Source organism: Nocardiopsis sp. NPDC101807, assembly GCF_044766605.1.
Taxonomy (GTDB): Bacteria; Actinomycetota; Actinomycetes; order Streptosporangiales; family Streptosporangiaceae; genus Nocardiopsis; species Nocardiopsis tropica.
This window is the reverse complement of record NZ_JBIWMK010000010.1, coordinates 1-21,047: the sequence shown is the minus strand read 5'-3', so window position 1 is coordinate 21,047 and position 21,047 is coordinate 1. Positions and strand designations below refer to the sequence as shown.

15 protein-coding genes are annotated in these 21,047 nt (G+C 73.0%); 8 read left to right on the top strand and 7 right to left on the bottom strand.

All coding sequences use genetic code 11. The annotated features are described in order from the left end of the window. Positions 1-57: 57 nt before the first annotated feature. A complete protein-coding gene (locus tag ACIRPH_RS26720; protein WP_402919151.1) occupies positions 58-846 on the bottom strand; it encodes a BTAD domain-containing putative transcriptional regulator in 789 nt (262 codons plus the stop codon). 558 nt (positions 847-1,404) lie between these two features. Here ACIRPH_RS26720 and ACIRPH_RS26715 point away from each other — a divergent pair. The 7 genes from ACIRPH_RS26715 (at position 1,405) to ACIRPH_RS26685 (ending at position 11,891) form a co-directional block, all read left to right on the top strand. Further along, positions 1,405-2,442: a ScbA/BarX family gamma-butyrolactone biosynthesis protein gene (locus tag ACIRPH_RS26715; RefSeq protein WP_402919149.1), complete on the top strand. Its 1,038-nt coding sequence runs from the start codon at positions 1,405-1,407 to the stop codon at positions 2,440-2,442. Continuing rightward, on the top strand, positions 2,433-3,110 hold the full coding sequence (locus tag ACIRPH_RS26710) for an HAD family hydrolase (RefSeq protein ID WP_402919148.1): 678 nt from the start codon (positions 2,433-2,435) through the stop codon (positions 3,108-3,110). The genes ACIRPH_RS26715 and ACIRPH_RS26710 overlap by 10 nt, the downstream gene beginning before the upstream one ends. After that, positions 3,107-4,744 carry an FAD-dependent monooxygenase gene (locus ACIRPH_RS26705; RefSeq protein ID WP_402919146.1) on the top strand — a complete coding sequence of 546 codons (1,638 nt, stop codon included), beginning with the start codon at positions 3,107-3,109 and terminating at the stop codon, positions 4,742-4,744. The genes ACIRPH_RS26710 and ACIRPH_RS26705 overlap by 4 nt, the downstream gene beginning before the upstream one ends. 144 nt (positions 4,745-4,888) lie before the next feature. Next, positions 4,889-7,273 (top strand): MMPL family transporter, encoded by a 2,385-nt coding sequence (locus ACIRPH_RS26700; RefSeq protein ID WP_402919144.1) that lies wholly within the window; start codon positions 4,889-4,891, stop codon positions 7,271-7,273. Continuing rightward, complete coding sequence (locus ACIRPH_RS26695) at positions 7,260-8,429, top strand: hypothetical protein (protein WP_402919142.1); 1,170 nt, start codon at positions 7,260-7,262, stop codon at positions 8,427-8,429. Before ACIRPH_RS26700 ends, ACIRPH_RS26695 begins: the two co-directional genes overlap by 14 nt. Before the next feature lie 53 nt (positions 8,430-8,482). After that, entirely contained in the window at positions 8,483-9,649 is a 1,167-nt protein-coding gene (locus tag ACIRPH_RS26690) for an alpha/beta fold hydrolase (protein ID WP_402919140.1), read from the top strand. Between the two features lie 22 nt (positions 9,650-9,671). Next, positions 9,672-11,891 (top strand): MMPL family transporter, encoded by a 2,220-nt coding sequence (locus ACIRPH_RS26685; protein ID WP_402919138.1) that lies wholly within the window; start codon positions 9,672-9,674, stop codon positions 11,889-11,891. Positions 11,892-12,046: 155 nt separating this feature from the next. On the opposite strand, the gene ACIRPH_RS26680 is transcribed toward ACIRPH_RS26685, so the two are convergent. Continuing rightward, a complete protein-coding gene (locus tag ACIRPH_RS26680; protein WP_402919137.1) occupies positions 12,047-12,508 on the bottom strand; it encodes a MarR family winged helix-turn-helix transcriptional regulator in 462 nt (153 codons plus the stop codon). Positions 12,509-12,586: 78 nt separating this feature from the next. On the opposite strand from ACIRPH_RS26680, the gene ACIRPH_RS26675 reads away from it, so the two are divergent. Further along, the gene (locus tag ACIRPH_RS26675; RefSeq protein WP_402919135.1) at positions 12,587-13,678 is read left to right on the top strand and encodes an NAD-dependent epimerase/dehydratase family protein; all 1,092 of its coding nucleotides are present in this window, start codon (positions 12,587-12,589) and stop codon (positions 13,676-13,678) included. Between the two features lie 50 nt (positions 13,679-13,728). On the opposite strand, the gene ACIRPH_RS26670 is transcribed toward ACIRPH_RS26675, so the two are convergent. The 5 genes from ACIRPH_RS26670 to ACIRPH_RS26650 all read right to left on the bottom strand — a co-directional run bounded on the left by ACIRPH_RS26670 (position 13,729) and on the right by ACIRPH_RS26650 (position 20,850). Next, positions 13,729-14,601, bottom strand: a complete 873-nt coding sequence (locus tag ACIRPH_RS26670; RefSeq protein ID WP_402919133.1) for a hypothetical protein — start codon at positions 14,599-14,601, stop codon at positions 13,729-13,731. Positions 14,602-14,759: 158 nt separating this feature from the next. Continuing rightward, the gene (locus ACIRPH_RS26665; RefSeq protein WP_402919131.1) at positions 14,760-16,853 is read right to left on the bottom strand and encodes a 3-hydroxyacyl-CoA dehydrogenase NAD-binding domain-containing protein; all 2,094 of its coding nucleotides are present in this window, start codon (positions 16,851-16,853) and stop codon (positions 14,760-14,762) included. Continuing rightward, complete coding sequence (locus ACIRPH_RS26660; RefSeq protein WP_402919557.1) at positions 16,850-18,025, bottom strand: thiolase family protein; 1,176 nt, start codon at positions 18,023-18,025, stop codon at positions 16,850-16,852. Before ACIRPH_RS26660 ends, ACIRPH_RS26665 begins: the two co-directional genes overlap by 4 nt. Positions 18,026-18,392: 367 nt before the next feature. Then, entirely contained in the window at positions 18,393-19,397 is a 1,005-nt protein-coding gene (locus ACIRPH_RS26655; protein ID WP_402919555.1) for a tetratricopeptide repeat protein, read from the bottom strand. Between the two features lie 202 nt (positions 19,398-19,599). Then, positions 19,600-20,850, bottom strand: a complete 1,251-nt coding sequence (locus ACIRPH_RS26650) for an HRDC domain-containing protein (RefSeq protein ID WP_402919553.1) — start codon at positions 20,848-20,850, stop codon at positions 19,600-19,602. Positions 20,851-21,047: the final 197 nt, after the last annotated feature.

Here is a 21,047-nt window from a genome sequence, read left to right as displayed (position 1 = left end):
GGTGCGTCGGCGCCGGGACGGTGCGCGCGGCCGTCGGGCGGTGGTCGCAGCTCGGGGTCAGGCGTGCGGGGCGGGGATCGGCGCGTGGCGCCGGATGGCGTGGTACAGGTCGTTCAGCTCGGGGCGGGGCGGCATGTTCAGCTCTCCCAGCATCCGTGAGGACAGCCGCTGGTACACCCGTATCGCCTCGGCGGTGCGCCCGGCCTTGTACAGGGCCAGGATCAGCAGCCTGGCCAGGTTCTCCTCCAGGGGGTGGTGGCGCAGGGTGGTGCGCAGGATCCCCACCACGTCGTTGTGGCGGCCGACCTGGATGCTCAGGGCCGCGTACTCCTCCAGCACCACCAGACGGACGGTCTCCATGAAGTCGCGTTCGTCGTCGAAGGCGATTCCGGGCAGCTCGCCGAGGAGGGGGCCCCGCCACAGGGCGAGGGCCTCCCCGAACATCTCCGCGGCGCGTCCCGGCTCCCCGTGCTCACGGAGGTCGCGCGCGGCTTCGACATGGATGTGGAACAGGGTCAGGTCCAGCTGGTCCAGCCTGGCGACGAGCCGGTAGCCCTCGGACCCGCTCTCTATGCGGACCTGGCGGTGGGCCGGGAGGCCGGCCAGGGCCCGGCGCAGGCCGGAGACGTACTTGTGCACCAGGTTGTTGGCGTAGGCCGGATAGGTCGAACCCCAGACCATGCCGATGATGCGCTGCGTGGTCAGTGACTGGTTGGCGTTGATGGCCAGGGCGGCGAGCACCGCGCGCTGCCTGGGGGCTCCCAGGGGGAGGAAAACGGTGCCGTCGGTGACCGCCAGCTCGCCCAGTACGGCCAGGGTGGTGGTCTCAGGCTGTGTTCTGTGCATTCAGGAGCCTTTCCAGCTGACTCTTCCTCGCGTTGACGTGCTCCTGCTTCTTTCGGTTCTCCGGTCCTTCTTCCGTGTTCCGGCGCCGAGAGAATTTCAGGGACTTGCGGGGTGGAACAGCGCTCCCAGCCGCTTCCGTGCCGCCGGGGGCGCGGCGAGTCGATCATAAACACGCAGGCCATGCCTGTAAGTAATGGATAAGCTCCGCTCCGACGCCGCCCGCGGCGGCTTCCCAGCCCCGGGGGTTGGGGACAAGCCCGAGGCCATCTCTTGTGTTGATAGTCACAATCCAGTGACGATCATGGTCCTTGATCAATTGCGCGTGCATTTTCGCAGGTGGATGTGGTGTGCGCCGAAAAATGCGAACTTCTTTCGCGATTCGCCTTCAGGTCTTGTTCAGGGCTCCTTCAGGGCTCCTCCGGATACTCGGTCCTTGTGCGGAGGCGGCCCGTGGCCCGCCCGCCCCGACACGGGAACCACCCTTCTTTGCCGTTCCGAACCTCGTGTCCCGACCGGGAGACGCCTCCCGTCCGGGGAACGCGAACGAAAGGGAAGCACATGAACCACGCAACGACCAGCGCGCAGCCGGCCGCCACCGCGGCCGGCGACCGCGTCACCCTCGTCGGGCTCGACCCCGAGCACGCCGAGGTCCGCGAACTCGACTACGACTCGACGGTGCCCCGGGGGCTCGTCCACCGCAACGCCGTCTCTGAGGTCTTCGTCACCGACTCCCAGCAGACGGGGGAGAGCGCCTTCGACGTGGCCGCCCAGCTCCCCCGCGGCCACGTCATGCTGGAGTCGCCCGCCTACGACCTGCCCCTGATCCTGGAGGCGTGCCGCCAGACCGGCGTGCTCATCTCCCACCGGCACCTGAACGTCCCCATGGACCGGGCGTTCATCATGCAGCGCATGTCGCTGGACATCACCGACCTCGACGGTCTGCGCCAGGGCTCCGAGCCCGGCCGGATGCTGGTCCGGACCGAGGCGGACCTCTACCGCAACCAGGCCGGGAAGCTGCGCGGATACGACTTCCGGGGCGACGTCCTGCTGAACGGCGCCGAGGTCGCCAAGGCCACCGGCGCGCTCATCTTCGTCAGCAAGCTCACCTACCAGGCGCTGCGCAGCAAGGGGCGCGACGCCCTGGACTGGAGCGCGGGACCCGCGCCCCGCGCGGTCCCCGCCCGTCCCTCGGTCGTCGGCCGGCGCGACCCGCGCAACGTCGTCATCACCGAACCGGTCCAGCGCGGCGAGGAGGGCTGGAGGGCCACCGTGGTCCCCGACCACAGCCACCCCCACCTGTTCGACCACCCGCTGGACCACCTGCCGGGCAACCTGCTCATCGAGGCCGCCCGCCAGCTGGCGGTGGCGGCCGTGGCGCGCTCCAGCGGACTGGACCCGGCCACCCTGGCGCCCGTCTCGGTGGAGGCGTCGTTCTCCTCGTTCTCCGAGAACGACCTCGCCTCCGTCGTGGAGGCCGACCTGGTCCCCTTCCGCAGCGACGAGCGGTTCGGCCCGGTCATGGGCGCGGACGTCCGCGTCATCCAGCAGGGCGTCACGGGCAGCACCTTCCGGATCGAGGTGGCGCAGTGGTCCTGAAGCGCATCGAGGCCGTCGTCTGCGACTACGGCGGCGTGCTCACCAACCCGCTCATCGAGACCCTGGAGCACTTCGCCGGGGCCGCCGGGCTGACCCCCGACGCCGTCCTCACCGCGATGGGGGCCGCCGCCGAGCGCAACGGCGCCGACCCCATGGCACTGCTGGAGGTCGGCGCCATCACGGAGGCGGACCTCGTCTCGCAGGTCACCGCCGAGCTCCCCGAGGGGGGTTGGGCGCTGCCCGAGGGCCGGACCTTCGGCGAGACCTGGTTCGCCGGGCGCACCGGGAACCGGGAGTTCGCCGATTTCCTGGGCCGGCTGGGCGGGGACGGCTACCGCGTCGCCCTGCTCACCAACAACGTCATCGAGTGGGAAGAGCTGTGGCGGGCCACCGTGCCCGCCGACGAGCTCTTCGAGGTCGTCGTGAACTCCGCGCACGAGGGCGTGCGCAAGCCCGACGCCGAGATCTACGAGCGCCTCCTCGCGCGGCTGGACCTGCCGCCCGAGCGCTGCCTCTTCGTGGACGACCTGGAGGCGAACCTGGAGCCCGCGGCCAGGATGGGCATGGCCACGGTCCGCTTCCGCGACAACGCCCAGGCGATCGCCGACGTGACCGCGCTCCTGGACGCGGCGGGCGAGCCGCGGCGAGCGGCGGAGGGGGTCCTGTGAGCGCCTCCGGTCAGCGCCCGCAGGTGCTGGTGGTCGGCGCCGGTCCCACCGGGCTCGCCGCCGCGTGCACCCTGCTCCAGAACGGCGTGCCCTGCCGCGTGGTCGAACGCCGCGCGGGCGTCGCCGAGGAGCCCAAGGCGCTCATCCTGTGGAGCGGGGCCCTGGAGGTCCTGCGCAGGCTCGGCGTCCACGAGAGGGTGATCGGCCAATCCCTCCCGCTGGCGTCGGCGTCCTACTTCTCCGGAGGCCGCAGGATCGGCGGGGTGCGCTTCGGGGCTCTGGAGGGGACCGCCTTCCCCGGCCCGGTCTGCCTGCCCCAGCCCGGCACCGAGCAGGCGCTCCACGACCGCCTCCTCGAACTCGGCGGGTCCGTCGAGTGGTCCACCCAGGTCCACTCGGCGACCCCGGAGGGGGAGGGGGTGCGGGTCGTCCTCGGCCCCTCCGGGGACCCGGACGGCCGGGAGGAGGTCTCCGCGGCCTGGGTGGTGGCCGCGGACGGCAGCCGCAGCGCGGTCCGCGAGTCGCTCGGCGTGGCCTTCGAGGGCGACACCTACGACCGCGTGTTCCTGCTCAGCGACGGGGTGGTGAGCGGCCCCGTTCCCGAGAAGGAGGCCCAGTACCACCTCACCCCCGACGGGGTGCTGGTCATCGTGCCGCTGCCGGGCGGCGGGCACCGGGTGTTTTTCGACATCGCCCCGGACGGGGACGCCGAGCCGCCCGGCGACGAACTGCTCGCCCGGCTGCTCGCCGAGCGGGGGCCCGCGGGGATGCGCATCGAGAGCGTGTGGTGGCGCAGCCGTTTCCGGGTCCACGCCCGGGTGGCGCGCGAGTTCCGGCGCGGGCGCGTGCTCATCGCCGGGGACGCGGCCCACCTGCACAGTCCGGCGGGGGGCCAGGGCCTCAACACCGGCATCCAGGACGGTTTCGACCTGGGCTGGAAACTGGCCTCCGTGCTCCGGGGCGCCCCGGAGGGGCTGCTGGACAGCTACCCGCTCGAACGCCGGCCCACCGCCCGGGCGGTGGTGCGCAGCGCGGACCAGCAGACCCGCACGTGGATGGTGCGGGCGCCCCTGGCGCGCCTGTTCCGCGACACGCTCATGCGCACGCTCTCGGCGTCGGGCCTGCTGGAGAAGCGGCTGGTGCCGCAGTTGGCCCAGATCTCCCCGGACCTGCGGGAGAGCCCCGCCGTCACCGCGCCCCCGCCCGGCTGGCGGGAGCGCGAGGCGGTGGGGAACGCGGTCCCGGGCCGGCGGATCGGCGACGCGCCGCTCGTCCCCGCGGCCGGGACCAAGGCCGAGAGCCTGCACGACTACCTCGCCTCCGGGCGGCAGGCGCTGCTGGTCGGCGGTTCCTCCCGGAGGGCCGCCGACGCGGCGGCCGAGCTGAGGCGCGCGGTCCCCGAGGACGTGGACGTGCTCCTGCTGACCGGCCGCGACGGAGCGGCGCCCGACCCCGCGGCCCACGACGTGGCGCGGTGGGACGGGCCCCCGAGGGGCGGGGCCGGGGGCGAGTGGGTGGTGCACGTGCGCCCGGACGCGGTGGTCGCGTCGGTCTCCGTCCTGGACCCCGGCTGGCGGGCGGGGGACTTCCTCGACGCCGCGCCGCTGCCGCAGGTTCAGCGCTCCCCCGAGTAAACGATATGTGAACCCTATTGTTTAGGTGAATGATCGTCGCATGCTTATACGATACTGTGGCGACGACGGTACGCGCCGTGGCGGTCGGAGCCTTCCGACCGCCGCCGGCCGTCCCGCGCGCACAAGACGAACGGGGGTGGCACGATGCTCGACGCGTTGACCGGGCTGACCACGCGCAGACCCTGGTGGGTGCTGTTCGCCGCCCTGCTGGCCGTGGCCGGGGCCGTGGTCCTGGGCTCGGGGGTCGCGGACCGGCTCCGTGCGGGACAGGGCACCGAGGACCCCCTCTCCGAGTCCGCCCTGGCGGGCGACGTCCTGGAAGAGCACTTCCCCGACAGCCGGCCCAACCTGATCCTCCTGGTCGAGGCCGAGGCGGGGGTGGACGACCGCGAGGTCGCCAGCCGGGCGCTCGGACTGGCCGAGGGGCTGGCCTACGAGGACGCCGTCGCCGGCGTCACCTCCTACTGGCAGACCGGCTCCGAGGAGCTCAAGTCCGACGACGGCTCCCGCGCCCTCATCGCCGCCCACGTGAGCGGCACGGAGGACGAGGCGGGCCCCGCCGTCGCCGCGATCGCGGAGGCCTACGGAGGGGAGCACGGCCCCCTCACCGTCGGTGTCGGCGGGCAGACCGCCGTACTGAACGACATCGAGTCGACCATCGCCGAGGACCTCCTGCGCTCGGAGCTGATCGCCCTCCCCCTGACCCTGCTCATCCTGGTGTGGGTCTACGGCAGCGTCGTCTCGGCGGTCCTCCCCCTGCTGGTCGGCGTGGTCGCCGTCATCGGGACCAACGCCGCCCTCTACGTGATCGCCGGGTTCACCGACGTGTCGGTCTTCGCCCAGAGCCTCACCATCGCCCTCGGGCTGGGCCTGTCGATCGACTACGCCCTGCTCATGGTGCGCCGGTTCCGGGCCGAGCTGGCCGCCGGGGCCGACCCGCCCACGGCCACCGCCGTCACCGTCCGCACGGCCGGGCGCACGGTGGTCTTCTCCGCGCTGGCGATCTCCGCCGCCCTGGCCGCGATGCTGCTCTTCCCGCTCTACTTCCTGCGCTCCTTCGCCTACGCGGGCGTGACGGTGGTGGCGCTGGCGGCCCTCGCCTCACTGGTGGTGCTCCCGGCCCTGCTCACCCTCCTCGGCCACCGCGTCAACTCCCTGGACCCGCGCCGACTGCTCCGCCGCCGCACCGGCGCGGCCGAACCCCTCTCCCCGGAGGACGCCGCCGACCGGCGCTGGCGGCGGCTCACCCGCCTCGTCATGCACCGCGCCCCCGTCTTCGCCTCCGTGGCGCTCGTCGTCCTGGTCGCCGCCGGGCTGCCCTTCCTCCGGGTGGAGTTCGGCATGGCCGACGACCGCCAGCTGCCGGCCGGAACCGAGTCGCGCCAGGTCATGGACGTCATCCGCGACGATTTCAGCTCGACCGCGACCGGAGCGGTCGACGTGCTCGTCCACAGCCCCCCGCAGGACACCGACGCCGACGCCCTCGACGCCTACGCCTCCGCCCTGTCGTCCCTGGACGACGTCGACGAGGTCCGCTCGCCCCTGGGCGTGTACTCCGACGGCGCCAACACCCGGGCCCGCACCCCCGTGGACGCCCTGCGCGAGTCCGACGACCTCGCCTACCTCCAGGTGATGCCCGACCCCGGGGTGGAGGACATCTCCCCCCAGAGCCAGGACCTGGTCCGCGCCATCCGCGCGGTCGAAACTCCGCTGGAGACGTCCGTCTCCGGCCAGGCCGCCGCCGTCGTGGACGCGCAGGCCGCGATCGCCGAGCAGATCCCGCTCGCGCTGACGGCCGTCGTCGCGAGCATGCTCGTCCTCGTCTACCTGCTCACCGGCAGCCTGGTCCTGCCGCTGCTGTCCGTGCTCTTCAACGCGCTCAGCCTCACCGCCATGTTCGGCGCGGTGGTCTGGATCTTCCAGGACGGCAACCTGAGCGGGCCGCTGGGCTTCACCCCCACCGGGTTCATCGACACCGCCCTGCCCGTCCTCATGTTCTGCATCGCCTTCGGCCTGTCCATGGACTACGGCGTGTTCCTGATGTCCAGGATGCGCGAGGAGTACGACCGGGTGGGCGACCACCGCGCCGCCGTCGAACTCGGCCTCCGGCGCACCGGCGGCATCATCACCGCGGCGGCCGTCACCCTGGCCGTCGTCCTGTTCGCCATCGGCGCCTCCCGCGTCACCAACACGATGATGCTCGGCTGGGGCGTGGCCCTGGCGGTGGTCGTCGACGCCACCGTCGTGCGCTGCTTCCTGGTGCCCTCGGTGCTGCGCATGACCGGGCGGGCCACCTGGTGGGCCCCCGAGCCGCTGCGCCGCTTCCACCGGGCCTTCGACGCGACCCTCGGCGAGGGCGCGGCCGAGCCCGTCCGCCCGCACGGGCCCGGCGGGGAGGACCCGGACGCCGGGGCCGCCCGCCCCGACACCACGACCGGCCGCCCCGGGACCCCGGAGGAGGGCCCCGCGCCCGCCCCGGTCGCGGAGCCCGACAGGAAGAACACCGAGGTGGCCCATGTCCGGGACTAGGAAGGCCCTGATCGCCGGGGCCGGCGCCGCCGCCGTGGCCGCCGCCGTGCTCGTGCTGCTGCCCGCGGGCGGCTCCGGGCCCTCGGCGGCGCCCGTGCCCACGGCGGAGGAGCGGGCCGAGGCCACCGCGCGGCGGATGGCCGACGCCGGCATCGTCGACGTCTCCGTCTCCTTCACCGTCACCAACGGCAACGACTCCCGGCTGCCGTGCAACAGCGACGGCGGCGAGTACACCCTCCGGGGGCACCTGACCGCACCGGCGGCGGTGCTCGCGCAGGAGGAACCCGCCGTCACCGTCTACCAGCACGGACAGGCCGCGGGGGAGTGGTTCTGGCGCATGGACGGGCCCGGACTCCACCACGCGGAGGAGATGGCCCTGCTGGGCCAGGCCTCCCTCACACTGGACCGGCTCGGCTACGGCGCCAGCGACCGCCCCGACGGCATGGCCCTGTGCCTGGGGAGCCAGGCCGACATGGCGTCGCAGGTCATCGCCCAGGTCCGCGAGGGCGACTACACGGTCGGGGACCCCTCGGCGCTGGACGGCGGCGTCCCGGCCTTCGACCGGGTCACCCTGGCCGGGCACCACAGCGGCGCCCAGATCGCTCAGATCACCGCCTACTCCTTCGACGGGGCCGGGGCGCCCGACGCCCTGGTCCTGATGGCCTGGAGCGGGACCGGCGTCACCGACCGCGCCAACGCCCGCTTCTTCGGCGGCCTGGCCTCCTGCATGCAGGGAGGGGTCCCCGCCGACGCCGGCGCGGGTCCGCCCGACCCGGACGGGGACGACCCCGCCGGATACACCTACGTCGACGTCGGCGACACGTCCTTCACCAGGGCCAACTTCCACGACACCTCCACGCCGGCCGCCGCGCTCGCCGCGACCCTCCAGGACCGCACCCCCTGCGGGGACCTCGGCACCCAGGTCGAGGCGCTGTCCACCGACATGCGCCGGGTGGACCGCATCGACGTCCCCGTCCTCTTCGCCTTCGCCGAGGACGACACCCGGGTCGGCGAGGGGGCCTCGCACGCCGCGCTCTTCACCGGGGCTCCGGAGAGCGAGACCGTCACGGTCGCCGGCGCCGGCCACTACCTCGTCCTCGAACCGGGCGCCGCCGCCCTGCGCGAGGACCTCGCCGCATGGCTGGAGGACCGGTGAACCCCACGGGACCCCGCCGCCCGACCGGCGCCCACGCACGCCAAGGAGCGCACATGACCCGCACCCTCGGGCGCGCCGCCCGCCTGGCGGCCGCCGTCGCCGCGGCCCTCACCGTCGCGGCCACCACGGCAGCGGCCCCCGGGGGCCACGGTCCCCTCCCCGGGGCCGCGTCCGCGGCCCCGCACGCGGGGGCTCCCGGTGCGGCGGGCGCCGCCGTGCCCGCCGCCCCCGCCGAACTCCCCGAGGGGGTGGTGGACCTCCCCGTGGAGTTCACGGTCGACAACGTCAACCGCACCCGCGGCCAGTGCTCCGCCGATGGTGAGGAGTACACCGTGCGCGGCCACCTCACCGCGCCGGCCGAGGTCCTGGAGGCCGAGGCCCCGGCCGTGACCCTGCTGGTCCACGGCACCAACACGGGCGAGTGGATCTGGCGGCTGGACGTCGAGGGGCGCAACTACGTCAACGAGCTGGCCGCCCGCGGCCACGCCTCGGTCACCATCGACCGCCTCGGCTACGGGTCCAGCGACATCCCCGACGGCTTCGCCAGCTGCAGCGGGGCCCACGCCGACATCGCGAACCAGGTGGTCGGGCAGCTCCGCGAGGGCGAGTACGGGGTGGAGGGGGGCGAGCCCGCCGCCTTCGACACCGTGGTCATGGGCGGCCACTCCAGCGGCGCCCTGGTCGCCGAGACCGCCTCCGTCTCCTTCGGCGACGTGGACGGCCTGCTCCTGACCGGGTGGGCGGCCGTGGGCATCACCGACGACACCAACCGGCGCTTCCTCACCGCCTACCAGACCTGCCTGGAGGGCGGCGAGGAGCACGCCGAACCGGGCGACCCCCGCGGCTACGTCCACTTCGACCCCACCCTGGAGGACTTCCGCGAAGGGGGGCTCGGATCCGGCGCCGACCCCGCCGTGGTCGCCGAGGTGGAGGAGCACTGGAGCCGCAACCCCTGCGGCGTCATGATCTCCGAGCCCATGGCGATCCTCTACGACCTGGACCTGGTCGGGGGGATCGACGTCCCCGTCCACCTGGTCTTCGGCGCCCACGACGTCCTCCGCCAGGGGGTCGAGGGCTATCCCGGGCTGTTCACCTCCAGCCCCGACGTCACCGCCACGACCCTGGACGACGCCGGCCACTTCGTGACGGTCGACGCCGGATCCGAGCACCTGTACGAGACGGCTGCCGCGTGGTTGGAGCGGCACGCCCCCACCTCCTGACCCTGGAAGGCGAACACACACGATGGCCTCGTCACCGACGACAACCTCACCGCCGAGCACAGAAGGGGCCCCGCCGGGGCGCCCCCCGTTCCTGACCCGGCTCGGGGAGGGACTGGCCCGGCGCCCCGGCCGGGTGATCCTGGCCTGCATCGCGCTGGCCCTGGTCAGCCTGGTCCTGGCGGCCGGGACCATGGACCGCCTGCTCCTCAGCCGCTTCGAGAGCCCGGGCTCGGAGTCGGAGCGGGTCGAGCAGCTGCTGGAGGACGGCTTCGGCACCGGCAAGCACCACTTCCTGCTCCTGGTCACCGCCCAGGGCGGCGACGTGGACGCCCCGGAGGTCGTGCAGGCGGCGACCGCGCTGGAGCGGGACCTGGCCTCCCGCGAGGAGGTCGCCGAGACCGCGTCCTACTGGGGCCGGGGCGACTCCCCGGCGATGCGCTCCGAGGACGGGTCCCAGGCGCTGATCACCGTCCGCATGGAGGGGACCGTCACCGAGGCGCGCACGGCGCTCGGTGAGATCTCCCCGGAGTTCACCCGCGACGACGAGGTCCTGCGCGTGGAGGTGGGCGGCGGCGACGAGATCTTCCGCCAGGCCGCCCAGCAGGCGCAGGCCGACTTCATCCGCGCCGAGGTGATCATCTTCCCGCTGGTGTTCGTCCTGCTGCTCCTGATCTACCGCCGGGTCTCCGTCGCCGCGCTGACCCTGGGCATGGGCCTCTTCTCGGTGATCGCCACGCTCGCGCTGCTGCGCGGCGTCACCTACTTCACCGACGTGTCCACCTTCGCCGCCAACCTCACGCTGGTCATGGGCGTGGGGCTCGGCGTCGACTACAGCCTGTTCGTCATCAACCGCTTCCGCGAGGAGCTCGCCAGGGGGCGGGAGGTCCCCGAGGCGGTCACGCTGGCGGTGGCCAAGGCCGGGCGCACCGTCTTCTTCAGCGGACTGACCGTCGCGGTCGCGCTCTCCTGCCTCATGCTCTTCCCGTTCCCCTTCCTCCAGTCCTTCGCCTACTCGGGCGTGGGGGCCGTGGTGACCTCGGTCTTCGCGGCGCTGGTCATCCTGCCCGCCGCGCTCGCCAAGGTCGGGCACCGCGTGCGCCCCAAGCGCGAGCCGGACCCCGACAGCGGGTGGTGGCACTCCACCGCCCTGAGGATGATGCGCCGGCCGATCCTGTGGGGCCTGCCCGCGCTGGGCCTGGTGCTCCTCCTGGCGGCCCCGGCCACGGGGCTCGACTTCGGTCTGCCCGACGCCCGCGTGCTGCCCCAGGGCAACTCCAGCCGCGACGTCCAGGACCAGATCGAGACCAACTTCGTCCAGGAGGAGATGGACGCGGTGCAGGTCCTGGTGGACACGCCCGGAGGGGCCGACACGGCCGCCCTCGGCGAGTACGCGCAGGCCCTGTCGCAGGTGGAGGGCGTCTACCAGGTGGACGCGCTCACGGGCCGCTACGCGGGCGGCCAAGCGGCCGCGGGGCCCGAGCCCGGGGCCGACGAGAGGTTCGGCTCGGCCGAGGCCACCTGGTTCTCCGTGGTGCCCAGCTCCGACGCCCTCACCGACGTCGAGGACCTGATCGAGCGGATCCGGGACGTGCCCGCCCCCGGGGACACGCAGATCGGCGGCTACCCGGCCGACCTGACCGACTTCCGCGAGGCCCTGCTGGGCCAGGTCCCGCTGGTGTTCGGGCTCATCCTCGCGATCACCTTCGTCATCCTCTTCCTGATGACCGGGAGCATCCTGCTGCCCGCCAAGGCGATCGTGCTCAACGTGCTCAGCCTCGCGGTGATGTTCGGGGTCCTGGTGTGGATCTTCCAGGAGGGGAATCTGTCCGGGGTCCTGGGCTTCACCGCCAACGGCACGCTGGAGACGACGTTCCCGATCCTGATGTTCTGCATCGCGTTCGGATTGTCGATGGACTACGAGGTGTTCATGATGTCCCGGATCAAGGAGGAGTACGACCTGACCGGCGACAACACCAGGGCGGTCGCGGCCGGGCTCCAGCGCAGCGGCCCGCTGGTCACGGCGGCGGCGGTCATCCTCGCCGCGTCCTTCGCCACCTACGCCGTCTCCGACGTCCTCTACCTGATGATGCTCGGCATCGGCATGGCGGTGGTGATCCTGGTGGACGCCACCCTCATCCGCGGCGTGCTGGTACCGGTGTTCATGCGGCTGGCCGGCCGCGCCAACTGGTGGGCGCCGGCCCCGCTGAAGCGCGTGCACGCGCGCTTCGGGATCTCCGAGTAGGACGCCCGGTGTGTCGGGGGGGGCGCGCGGGCCCCCCCCCCCCCCCCCCCCCCCCCCGGGGGCGGGGGGGGGCCCGGGGGGGGGGGGGCGCCCCGCGGGGGGCGGCGGGGGGGGGGGGGGGCCGCGGGGGCCCCCCGACACACGAACCCTCCCGGCTACTCCTGCTTGGTCACCCGGGGATGGGTGGCGAGCAGGCGCCCCGCCAGCTCGTGCAGGGTCCTGACCTCCTGTTCCGACAGCGTGGCGAAGAACTCCGACTCCGCCTCGGCGACGGTCTCGCGGGCCTCCTCCAGGAGGCGTGCCGCCTTCTCCGTCGTCGTCACGATGTAGCGCCGCCGGTCCCGGGGGTTGCGCTCCCGCACGGCGAGCCCCTGCTCCTCCAACCTGTCGACGAGCCCCACCATCACGTTGGGATCCACGCCCAGGACCCGGCTCAGCTCCTTCTGGGAGGGGTTGGACATCGACGCCGCCGCGGACAGGACGTGGAACTCGCGCGAGGAGATCTGCTGGGGTCCGAAGATCGACGCGGTGGTCGCCTGGACCAGTTCGCCCAGCTTGATCAGCCGGAAACCGGTCGTGTGCCACAGGGGGGTGTCCCACTCGGCCGCGTTCTCCATAACTCGGTCACCCTCACTCCATAAATAATCACGAGTAATGATTATAGATCAACTATATAATATTTGGGATGTGAAACCATGGCGGACACCCACACCACACCGCTCCCCACCAGGGAGAGGGCCCTGGTCACCGGCGCGACCGGGCTCCTGGGCAGCAACATCGTGCGACTTCTGCTGAAGCAGGGACAGGAGGTCGTCGCCCTGGTCCGCGACCCGGACCGCGCCCGTACGCTACTCCCCGCCGATCCCCGCCTGCGCCTGGCCCCGGGCGATGTCACCGACCCCGACTCCTACCGGGCCCTCTTCGCGGGGGTGGACGAGGTCTTCCACACCGCCGCCTACTTCCGCGAGTACTTCCAGGACCCCTCCCTCACCGAGCCCCTGGAGCGGGTCAACGTCACCGGGACCCGCCAGGTCCTGGCCGCGGCGGCCGAGGCGGGGGTGCCGGTGTTCGTCCACACCAGCTCCATCAACACGCTGGCGCTGCGCGGGCCCGAACAGCCCGCCGACGAGTCGACCCCGCCCCCGGAGAAGTACGCGGGGCTGCGGGTCTCGGAGTGCTACCCCTCCAGCAAGGTCCGCGCCGAGCGGGCCGTGGACGAGATGATCCGATCGGGGCGGACGGGCTCCACCCGCGTCTCGGTGGTCCTGCCGGGGTGGATGTGGGGGCCCGGCGACGCCGGCCCCACCTCCTCGGGGCGCCTCTTCCTCGGCGTGGCCAGGGGGGCGGTCAAGGCGGTGCCCAGGCTGTCCAACTACGTGGTGGACGCCCGCGATGTGGCCTTCGCCTGCGTGGCAGCCGCCCGCGTGGGCCGGCACGACCGCTACGTGGTGGCCGGGGTCAAGCGGTCCGTGCCGGGGCTGACCGGGGCGGTCGCCACCGAGACGGGCGTGCGCCCGCCCCGGGCGGTCCCGGCCGGGCTGGCGCTGGCCGCGGCGTCGCTCATGGAGCTCCAGGCCCGCCTAGGCGGCGGCGAGCCGACGGCGACCCGCGCCGGGGTGCGGGTCCTGCGCGAGGGCGAGGACCGGCACATCACCTCGGGCCTGGCCGAGCGGGACCTGGGCGTGGAGTTCCGCTCCGTCGCCGAGACCGTCGCCGCGACGGGCGCCTGGTACCGGCAGCAGGGGACGCTGCCCGCGGGGCCGCTCCGGGCGGCCACCGTCCGCTGAACGGCCGCGGGCCCGGGCGCCGCGGCGCCCGGGCCCGCCCCGGGCTCAGGTCACTCGTCGAACAGCTCGTCGATGTGGGTGATGGCGGCGGCCCGGTCGAGCCAGGTGCCGAGTTCCTCGTGGTCGCGGCAGGCGCTGATGCGTTCGCGCGCCGACTCCGGAACCTCGATCCCGCGCGTGGCCAGGAAGCGGAGGATGGCCTTGGCCTCCCCCCTGGCCTCGCCCTCGGCCCTGAGGCTCTCGGTCCAGGCGCTGGTGTATTCGAAGGTGTCCGCCATCATGAGCGACTCCAGAGTCTTCTGTCCATCGGTGTCGGTGAGCAGGTGCAGCGCGAATCCAATGTACTTCGCGGCCCTGTCCTGGTCGATCGATTCCAGGCCGGTGTGCAGCGCGTCCAGGACGTCCTTCTTGAGATGCCCGTGAGCCGCCGCCGACAGCACTCCCAGGGTCGGTGAGAGGGCGACCGTCCCGGGGTCGGTGACGACGGGGATGTCGCCCGGACCCACCACGAGGGGGTGGAGGGCGAAGCCGGGATGGCCCAGGTGGATCGGTTCGGCGTACCAGTCGGCCACGGACTGCCGGGGGCAGACCACCAGGAGCATGACCGGGCACTCGTGCCTGGACCGCAGGCTGGCCACGTATTCGGGCCAGGTGAAGCGTTTGCGCTCCTTCTGATCGCGCTGGACCTCCACGACGATGCCCATCAGGTGGTCGTGGGGGTCGTCCGGGCCGGGGCCGCGCAGCATGATCGCGACGTCGGAACGGCGCTCCACGGGATCGACGTGGCCGAGGTCGCACGAGGTGACCTCGCTCCGTTCGTAGTCGGGGACGTTCACGCCGAGGTCGCGCAGGAAGCCGACGGCCATGTCGGGCGCGTCGGCGAACAACTCGGCGTATATCTGGTGCTCAGGGGAGATTGCCACGAGGCAGACATTACACAGGGCTACCGGTCGGTATGTTCGAGTAGTCGAAATGTCTGTGAAGTGCGATTTCGCGGCCCCGGGAACGCGAAAGGGCCCGGCCGCCCCCGCTGTTCCCGCAGGGGTGGCCGGGCCCGTCCGCGCCCGGCGGCGCTCCTCGGTCAGAACGCCTTGGGGGCGCCCTCGTGGAACCGCTTGCCGTTCACGGCCTCGGACACGCCGACCTTGTCCAGGTACGGCGTGATGCCGCCGGTGTGGAACGGCCAGCCCGCGCCGGTGATCAGGCACAGGTCGATGTCGGCGGCCTCGGCCACGACACCCTCGTCCAGCATCAGCCGGACCTCCCGGGCCATCGCGCGCAGCGCCCGGTCCAGGATCTCGCTCTCCTCGGACGGCTTGTCGCCGCCGGTGAACAGCTCCCTCACCTCGGGGTCGATGGTGAAGTCCGGTGCGAAGATCGCCGTCTTGCCCGCCTTGACGATCTCGGCCAGTTCGGCGGAGACCGCGAAGCGCTCGGGGAACGCCTCGTGCAGGGTCTCGGACACGTGCAGGGCGACCGCGGGGCCGACCAGCTGGAGCAGCAGGAGCGGCGACATCGGCAGGCCCAGGGGCGCGACCGCGCGGTCGGCGACCTCGGGCTCGGTGCCCTCGCCCACGGCCCTCAGGACCTCGCCCATGAACAGGGTGAGCAGGCGGTTGACCACGAACGCCGGGGCGTCCTTGCACAGGACGGCGGTCTTCTTCAGCTTCCGGGCCGTGGCGAACGCCGTGGCCAGGGAGGCGTCGTCGGTCTTCTCGCCGCGGACGATCTCCAGCAGCGGCAGGACGGCGACCGGGTTGAAGAAGTGGAAGCCCACGACCCGCTCGGGGTGGCGCAGCCCGGAGGCCATCTCGGTGATCGACAGCGAGGAGGTGTTGGTCGCGAGGATCGCCTCGGGGGAGACCACCGCCTCCACCTCGGCGAACACCTGCTGCTTGACCTCCATGTTCTCGAACACGGCCTCGATGACGAAGTCGGCGTCCGCGAACGCGTCCTTGGTCAGCGAGCCGCTGACCAGGGCCTTGAGGTGGTTGGCCTTGTCGTTGCCGATCCGGCCCTTCTTCAGGAGCTTGTCGACCTCGCCGTGGACGTAGGCGACGCCCTTGTCCAGGCGCGACTGGTCCAGGTCGGTCATGACGATGGGGACGTCGAGGCGGCGGGCGAACAGCAGCGCCAGCTGTCCGGCCATCAGCCCGGCGCCGACGACGCCGACCTTGGTGACCTTGCGGGCGAGCGACTTGTCCGGTGCGCCGGCGGGGCGCTTGGCGCGCTTCTGCACCAGGTCGAACGCGTACAGGCCGGCCTTGAGCTCGTCACTCATGATGAGGTCGGCGAGCGCCTCGTCCTCGGCGGCGAAGCCCTCGTCACGCGTGCGGTTCCTGGCCTCGGCGACGAGCTCGACGGCGCGGGCCGGGGCCGGGGCGGCGCCGTGCAGCTTGCCCTCGACGGTGAAGCGGGACATGTTGACCGCGTTGTCCCAGGCCTCGCCCTCGTCGACCTCGGGGCGCTCCACGACGACGTCGCCCTTGACGACCTTCGCGGCCCAGCGCAGGGACTCCTCGACGAAGTCGGCGGGGTCGAACATCGCGTCGGCGATGCCCATCTCGAAGGCCTGCGTGCCCTTGAGCATCTTGTTCTGGGCGAGCGGGTTGTCGATGATGACCTTGAGGGCCTTCTCGGCGCCGATCAGGCGGGGCAGCAGGTACGTGCCGCCCCAGCCGGGCACCAGGCCGAGGAAGGTCTCGGGCAGCGAGAGCGCCGGCACGCCGGAGGAGATGGTGCGGTAGGTGCAGTGCAGCGCCACCTCGACGCCGCCGCCCATGGCAGCGCCGTTGACCAGGGCGAAGGTGGGCACGTCCAGCTCGCCGAGCTTGCGGAACACGTCGTGTCCCAGCTTGCCGATGGCCAGGGCCTGTTCGCGGGTCCGGATCGCCGGGACGCCGGTCAGGTCCGCGCCGACGGCGAAGATGAACGGCTTGCCCGTGACGGCCACGGCCGCGATGTCGGTGCGCGCACGGGCGGCCTCGATCGCGGCGTCCAGGCCGAGGAGCCCGCCGGGGCCGAAGGTGTTGGGCTTGGTGTGGTCGTGCCCGTTGTCCAGGGTGATCAGGACGGCCGTGCCCGCGCCGTAGGGGAGCTCGACGTCGCGGGAGATCGCGTTGGTGACGACCTCGTCCTTGAACAGTTCCCTCGCCTGCTCGATCGCGTTGCTCACTTGCCCCCCTCGTAGTTGGTGTTCTCCCACAGGATGGTCCCGCCCATGCCGAGGCCGACGCACATGGTGGTGAGGCCGTACCGGACGTCGGGGCGCTCGGCGAACTGGCGCGCGAGCTGCATCATCAGGCGCACGCCGGACGAGGCGAGCGGGTGCCCGACGGCGATGGCGCCGCCCCACGGGTTGACGCGGGCGTCGTCGTCGGCGAGGCCGAAGTGCTCCAGGAAGGCGAGCACCTGGACGGCGAAGGCCTCGTTGATCTCGATGAGGCCGATGTCGTCGATCGAGATGCCCTGGCGGGCGAACAGCTTCTCGGTCGCGGGGACGGGGCCCACGCCCATGACCTCGGGCTCGACACCGGTGAAGGAGAAGTCGACCAGGCGCATGCGGGAGTCCAGCCCCAGCTCCTCGGCGACGTCCTCCGCGGCCAGCAGGGCTCCGGTGGCGCCGTCGTTGAGGCCTGCGGCGTTGCCGGGGGTCACGTTGCCGTGCGAGCGGAACGGGGTCTTGAGGCCGGCGAGCGACTCCATGGTCGTGCCGGGGCGCGGGGGCTCGTCCCGGGTGGCCAGGCCGTAGCCCTTCTCCAGGGAGCGGACCAGCATCTCGACCAGGTCGGGCTGGATCTTGCCGTCGGCGTAGGCCTTGGCGACCTTCTCCTGGCTGCGCACCGCGTAGGCGTCGGCGCGCTCCTTGGTGATGCTCGGGAACCGGTCGTGCAGGTTCTCGGCCGTGTTGCCCATGACCAGCGCGGACGGGTCGACCAGCTTCTCGGAGACGATCCGCGGGTTGGGGTCGACCCCCTCACCCATGGGGTGGCGGCCCATGTGCTCCACGCCGCCCGCGATCACCACGTCGTAGGCGCCGAAGGCGATGCCCGCGCCCGAGGTGGTGACGGCGGTGAGCGCTCCCGCGCACATGCGGTCGACGGAGTAGCCGGGGACGCTGCGCGGCAGCCCGGCGAGGATCGCGGCGGTGCGCCCGATCGTGAGGCCCTGGTCGCCGATCTGGGTGGTGGCGGCGATGGCGACCTCGTCGACGCGCTCCGGCGGGAGGCCGGGGTTGCGGCGCATCAGTTCGCGGATGACGCGGACGACCATGTCGTCGGCGCGCGTCTCGGCGTAGAGGCCCTTGCCTGACTTGCCGAACGGGGTGCGGACCCCGTCGACAAACACGACATCGCGGGCAGTTCGCGGCACGATGGGCCCTCCTTCTCCAAGGGTGAGTGGACTTGTCGCGCCCATGCTACTCGCCAGTAACAAATTGTGCGAGCGGCGGGGCCGACGTCTTCGCGACATCCTGGGACCGGGTCCGGCCCGCGACCGGCCGCTCGGCGCGACGCGGCTCCCGCGCGCGCCGGAGCCGCGGGGACGGGCCGCGGCGGGTCCCGGCGGAGGGGCCCGCGGGGTGGGCGCCGAGGCTCCGCGCCGCCCCGGATCCTCCGGCGGCCGCGGCCGGGACGGGGCGCGGACACGCGTCGGGGCCGGGGTGGTCCACCCCGGCCCCGATCGGACCCCTTCGCGTTCCGCCGCGCCCGCGCCGTCAGAGCAGCGCGTTGGCCTCGCGGTGCCGCCCGGCCGCGTTGTAGGCGCCGGCCAGGTCGCGGCGCAACCGCAGGGTCAGGCGCCGCACCTCCGGGTCGCCGGAGGAGTTCAGCGCCACCCGGTAGGCCTCGCGCAGGCTCTCCACGGCCTCGTCGGTGCGGCCCGCCTGCGTGTAGGCGCGGCCCAGCCGGTGGTGCACCGCCAGGGTGTCCAGGTGGCCCTTGCCCAGGCGGCGGCGCCGCGCGGCCAGGACCATGCGGAGCTGGTTGATCGCCTCGTCGTAGCGCCCGGACATGTTGTGCGCCGCGCTCAGCCCCAGCCGCAGCTCCTCGCGCCGCTCGGTCGAGGCCACGTCCTCGATCGCCCGCTGGTAGTGCGCGACCGCCGCGTCCAGGCGGCCGCTGCGCCGGTAGCAGACGGCCAGGCGCATGCGCGCCTCCACGGTGTCCTCGTCGGAGGCGCCGAACTGGCGCTCGCGCTCACGCAGCAGCAGCTCCCACTGGCCGGAGGCGTCCGCCGGGCGTCCGGCGTCCTCGAAGGCCCAGGCCAGGTTCTCCCGGATGATCTCGGTGCGCGGGTGCTCGTCGCCGAAGACCGCGACCGCCTCGGACAGCGCCAGCTCGAACTGCTGCACCGCCGCCTGGCGGCGCCCCATCTGCGCGTACTTGGTCGCCAGGTTGTTGCGCGCGGTGATGGTGTCGGGGTGCTCGGTGCCCAGCCGCTCCACGAGGGAGCGCAGGGTGCGCTCCAGGGACGCGGCCCGCATGCCCGACGTGGGCGCGGGGGCGCCGTCCGGGGCGGTCTCGGACCGCTCCTCGGCCAGGGAGAGCGTCTCGAACCCCCCGCCGCCCACGGGGGCCGGGCTCGGCACGGGGGTCTCGGCCGGACGGGTCACGGATTGTTCCTCGCGAGCGGGTACGGCGCTGGCGGAATCGGCGGACCGTGTCCTGGTCGCACCCGTCAACCCGGTCTCGCGCAGCAACGCACGCCAGAACGACAGCAGACTCACCACATTTCCCTGATCGCGCAGCCGCGGCCTCGCAGCCGACGGCCGTCACACCCGTAAGAGGTCAAGAAGCCCTGATATTCCAAGGCACGTTTCTATAACTTAATCGGACACGGGGCTACGGAACAGGCGTCAGACACCCTTATGGGTCGGTGACTTCCATCACGTTTGGATTGATTGGGTGAGAAGCGGGTAAACGCTAGCTTTTCTCCGCGTCCCGCAAGGCCGTGGCCAGGGGTTCCGCGGTCAGTCCCACCTGCCACTCGCGTGCCCCGCGCTCGCGCAGGAAAGCCCCCACGGCGTCGGGGTCCACGGTCTCCGGCGGCGCCCAGGCGAGCCGGCGGACCGTGTCCGGCAGCAGCAGGTTCTCCGTCGGCATCACGATGTCCTCGGCGATGCCCGTGACCGTGGTCCGCGCGGCCTCCAGCCTGCGCGCGGCCTCGGGGGCCCGGTCCGCCCAGCGGTTCACCGGCGGCGGGCCGTCGCCGGGCGCGTTGGGCCGGGGCAGGTCGGCCTGCGCCATGTCGCGCGCGCGGTTGACCGCCTTGATCCACGTCGTCAGGTAGCGGCGGGCGAGCTTGATCCCGAACTGCCGGATCTTGGCCAGGTCCGTCGTGGAACGGGGCATCGTCGTCGCCGCCTCCACGATCGCCGCGTCCGGGAGCACCCGTCCGGGCGAGATGTCCCGCTCCTGGGCGATGCGGTCGCGTTCGTACCAGAGCTCGCGCACGGCGGCCAGGGCGCGCTGGTTGCGCACCCGGTGGATGCCCGAGGTGCGGCGCCAGGGGTCGGTCCGCGGCTCCTTGGGCGGAGCCGCCAGGACCGCGGCGAACTCCTCGCGGGCCCAGCCGATCTTGCCGGTCTCCTCCAGCTCGACCTCCAGGGAGTCGCGGAGCTCGATGAGGATCTCCACGTCCAGGGCCGCGTACCGCAGCCAGTCCTCGGGGAGGGGGCGCTGCGACCAGTCCACCGCGGAGTGCTCCTTGGCGAGCCGGATGTCGAGCATCCGCTCCACCATGAAGCCCAGGCCCACCCTGGGGTGGCCCAGGAGCCGTCCGGCCAGTTCGGTGTCGAACAGCCGCTTGGGGCGGAGGTTGACCTCGGACAGGCACGGCAGGTCCTGGTGGGCGGCGTGCAGCACCACCTCGGCCTCGCCGACCGCCGCGTCGAGCCCGCTCAGGTCCGGACACGCGATGGGGTCGATCAGCGCCGACCCCGCGCCGTTGCGGCGCAACTGGACGAGGTAGGCCCGCTGCCCGTACCGGTAGCCGGAGGCGCGCTCGGCGTCCACCGCCACGGGGCCCGTGCCGGCGGAGAGCGCCGCGACCACACCGGCCAGGGTCTCGGCGTCGGCGGTGACCTCGGGCAGGCCCTCACGGGGTTCCCGCAGCAGGGGCGCCCTCTCAGCGTCGTCGTCGCCTGGTTCGCGGGGGTCTGTCTTGGAGTTCAACGCGTTCGCCACACCACTACGGTATGCGCTGTCACCACCGGACGTGGAAATCGGGTGGTCTCCGCGCAGCCGCGAACCCCTCCGCGGGCCCCGCCCCCCCCCCCCCGGCCGGGGGGGGGGGGCCGGGGGCCCGCCGGGGGGGGCCCCCCCCCCCCCCCCCCGCCCCCCCCCCCCCCGGGCGGGGGGGGCCCCCGGGG

Excerpts from the sequence above, each read along its gene's own strand:
- ACIRPH_RS26720 (WP_402919151.1), bottom strand. The coding sequence starts at position 846 with ATGCACAGAACACAGCCTGAGACCACCACCCTGGCCGTACTGGGCGAG.
- ACIRPH_RS26715 (WP_402919149.1), top strand. The coding sequence starts at position 1,405 with ATGAACCACGCAACGACCAGCGCGCAGCCGGCCGCCACCGCGGCCGGC.
- ACIRPH_RS26680 (WP_402919137.1), bottom strand. The coding sequence starts at position 12,508 with ATGGAGAACGCGGCCGAGTGGGACACCCCCCTGTGGCACACGACCGGT.
- ACIRPH_RS26695 (WP_402919142.1), top strand. The coding sequence starts at position 7,260 with ATGTCCGGGACTAGGAAGGCCCTGATCGCCGGGGCCGGCGCCGCCGCC.
- ACIRPH_RS26690 (WP_402919140.1), top strand. The coding sequence starts at position 8,483 with ATGACCCGCACCCTCGGGCGCGCCGCCCGCCTGGCGGCCGCCGTCGCC.
- ACIRPH_RS26700 (WP_402919144.1), top strand. The coding sequence starts at position 4,889 with ATGCTCGACGCGTTGACCGGGCTGACCACGCGCAGACCCTGGTGGGTG.
- ACIRPH_RS26675 (WP_402919135.1), top strand. The coding sequence starts at position 12,587 with ATGGCGGACACCCACACCACACCGCTCCCCACCAGGGAGAGGGCCCTG.
- ACIRPH_RS26685 (WP_402919138.1), top strand. The coding sequence starts at position 9,672 with ATGGCCTCGTCACCGACGACAACCTCACCGCCGAGCACAGAAGGGGCC.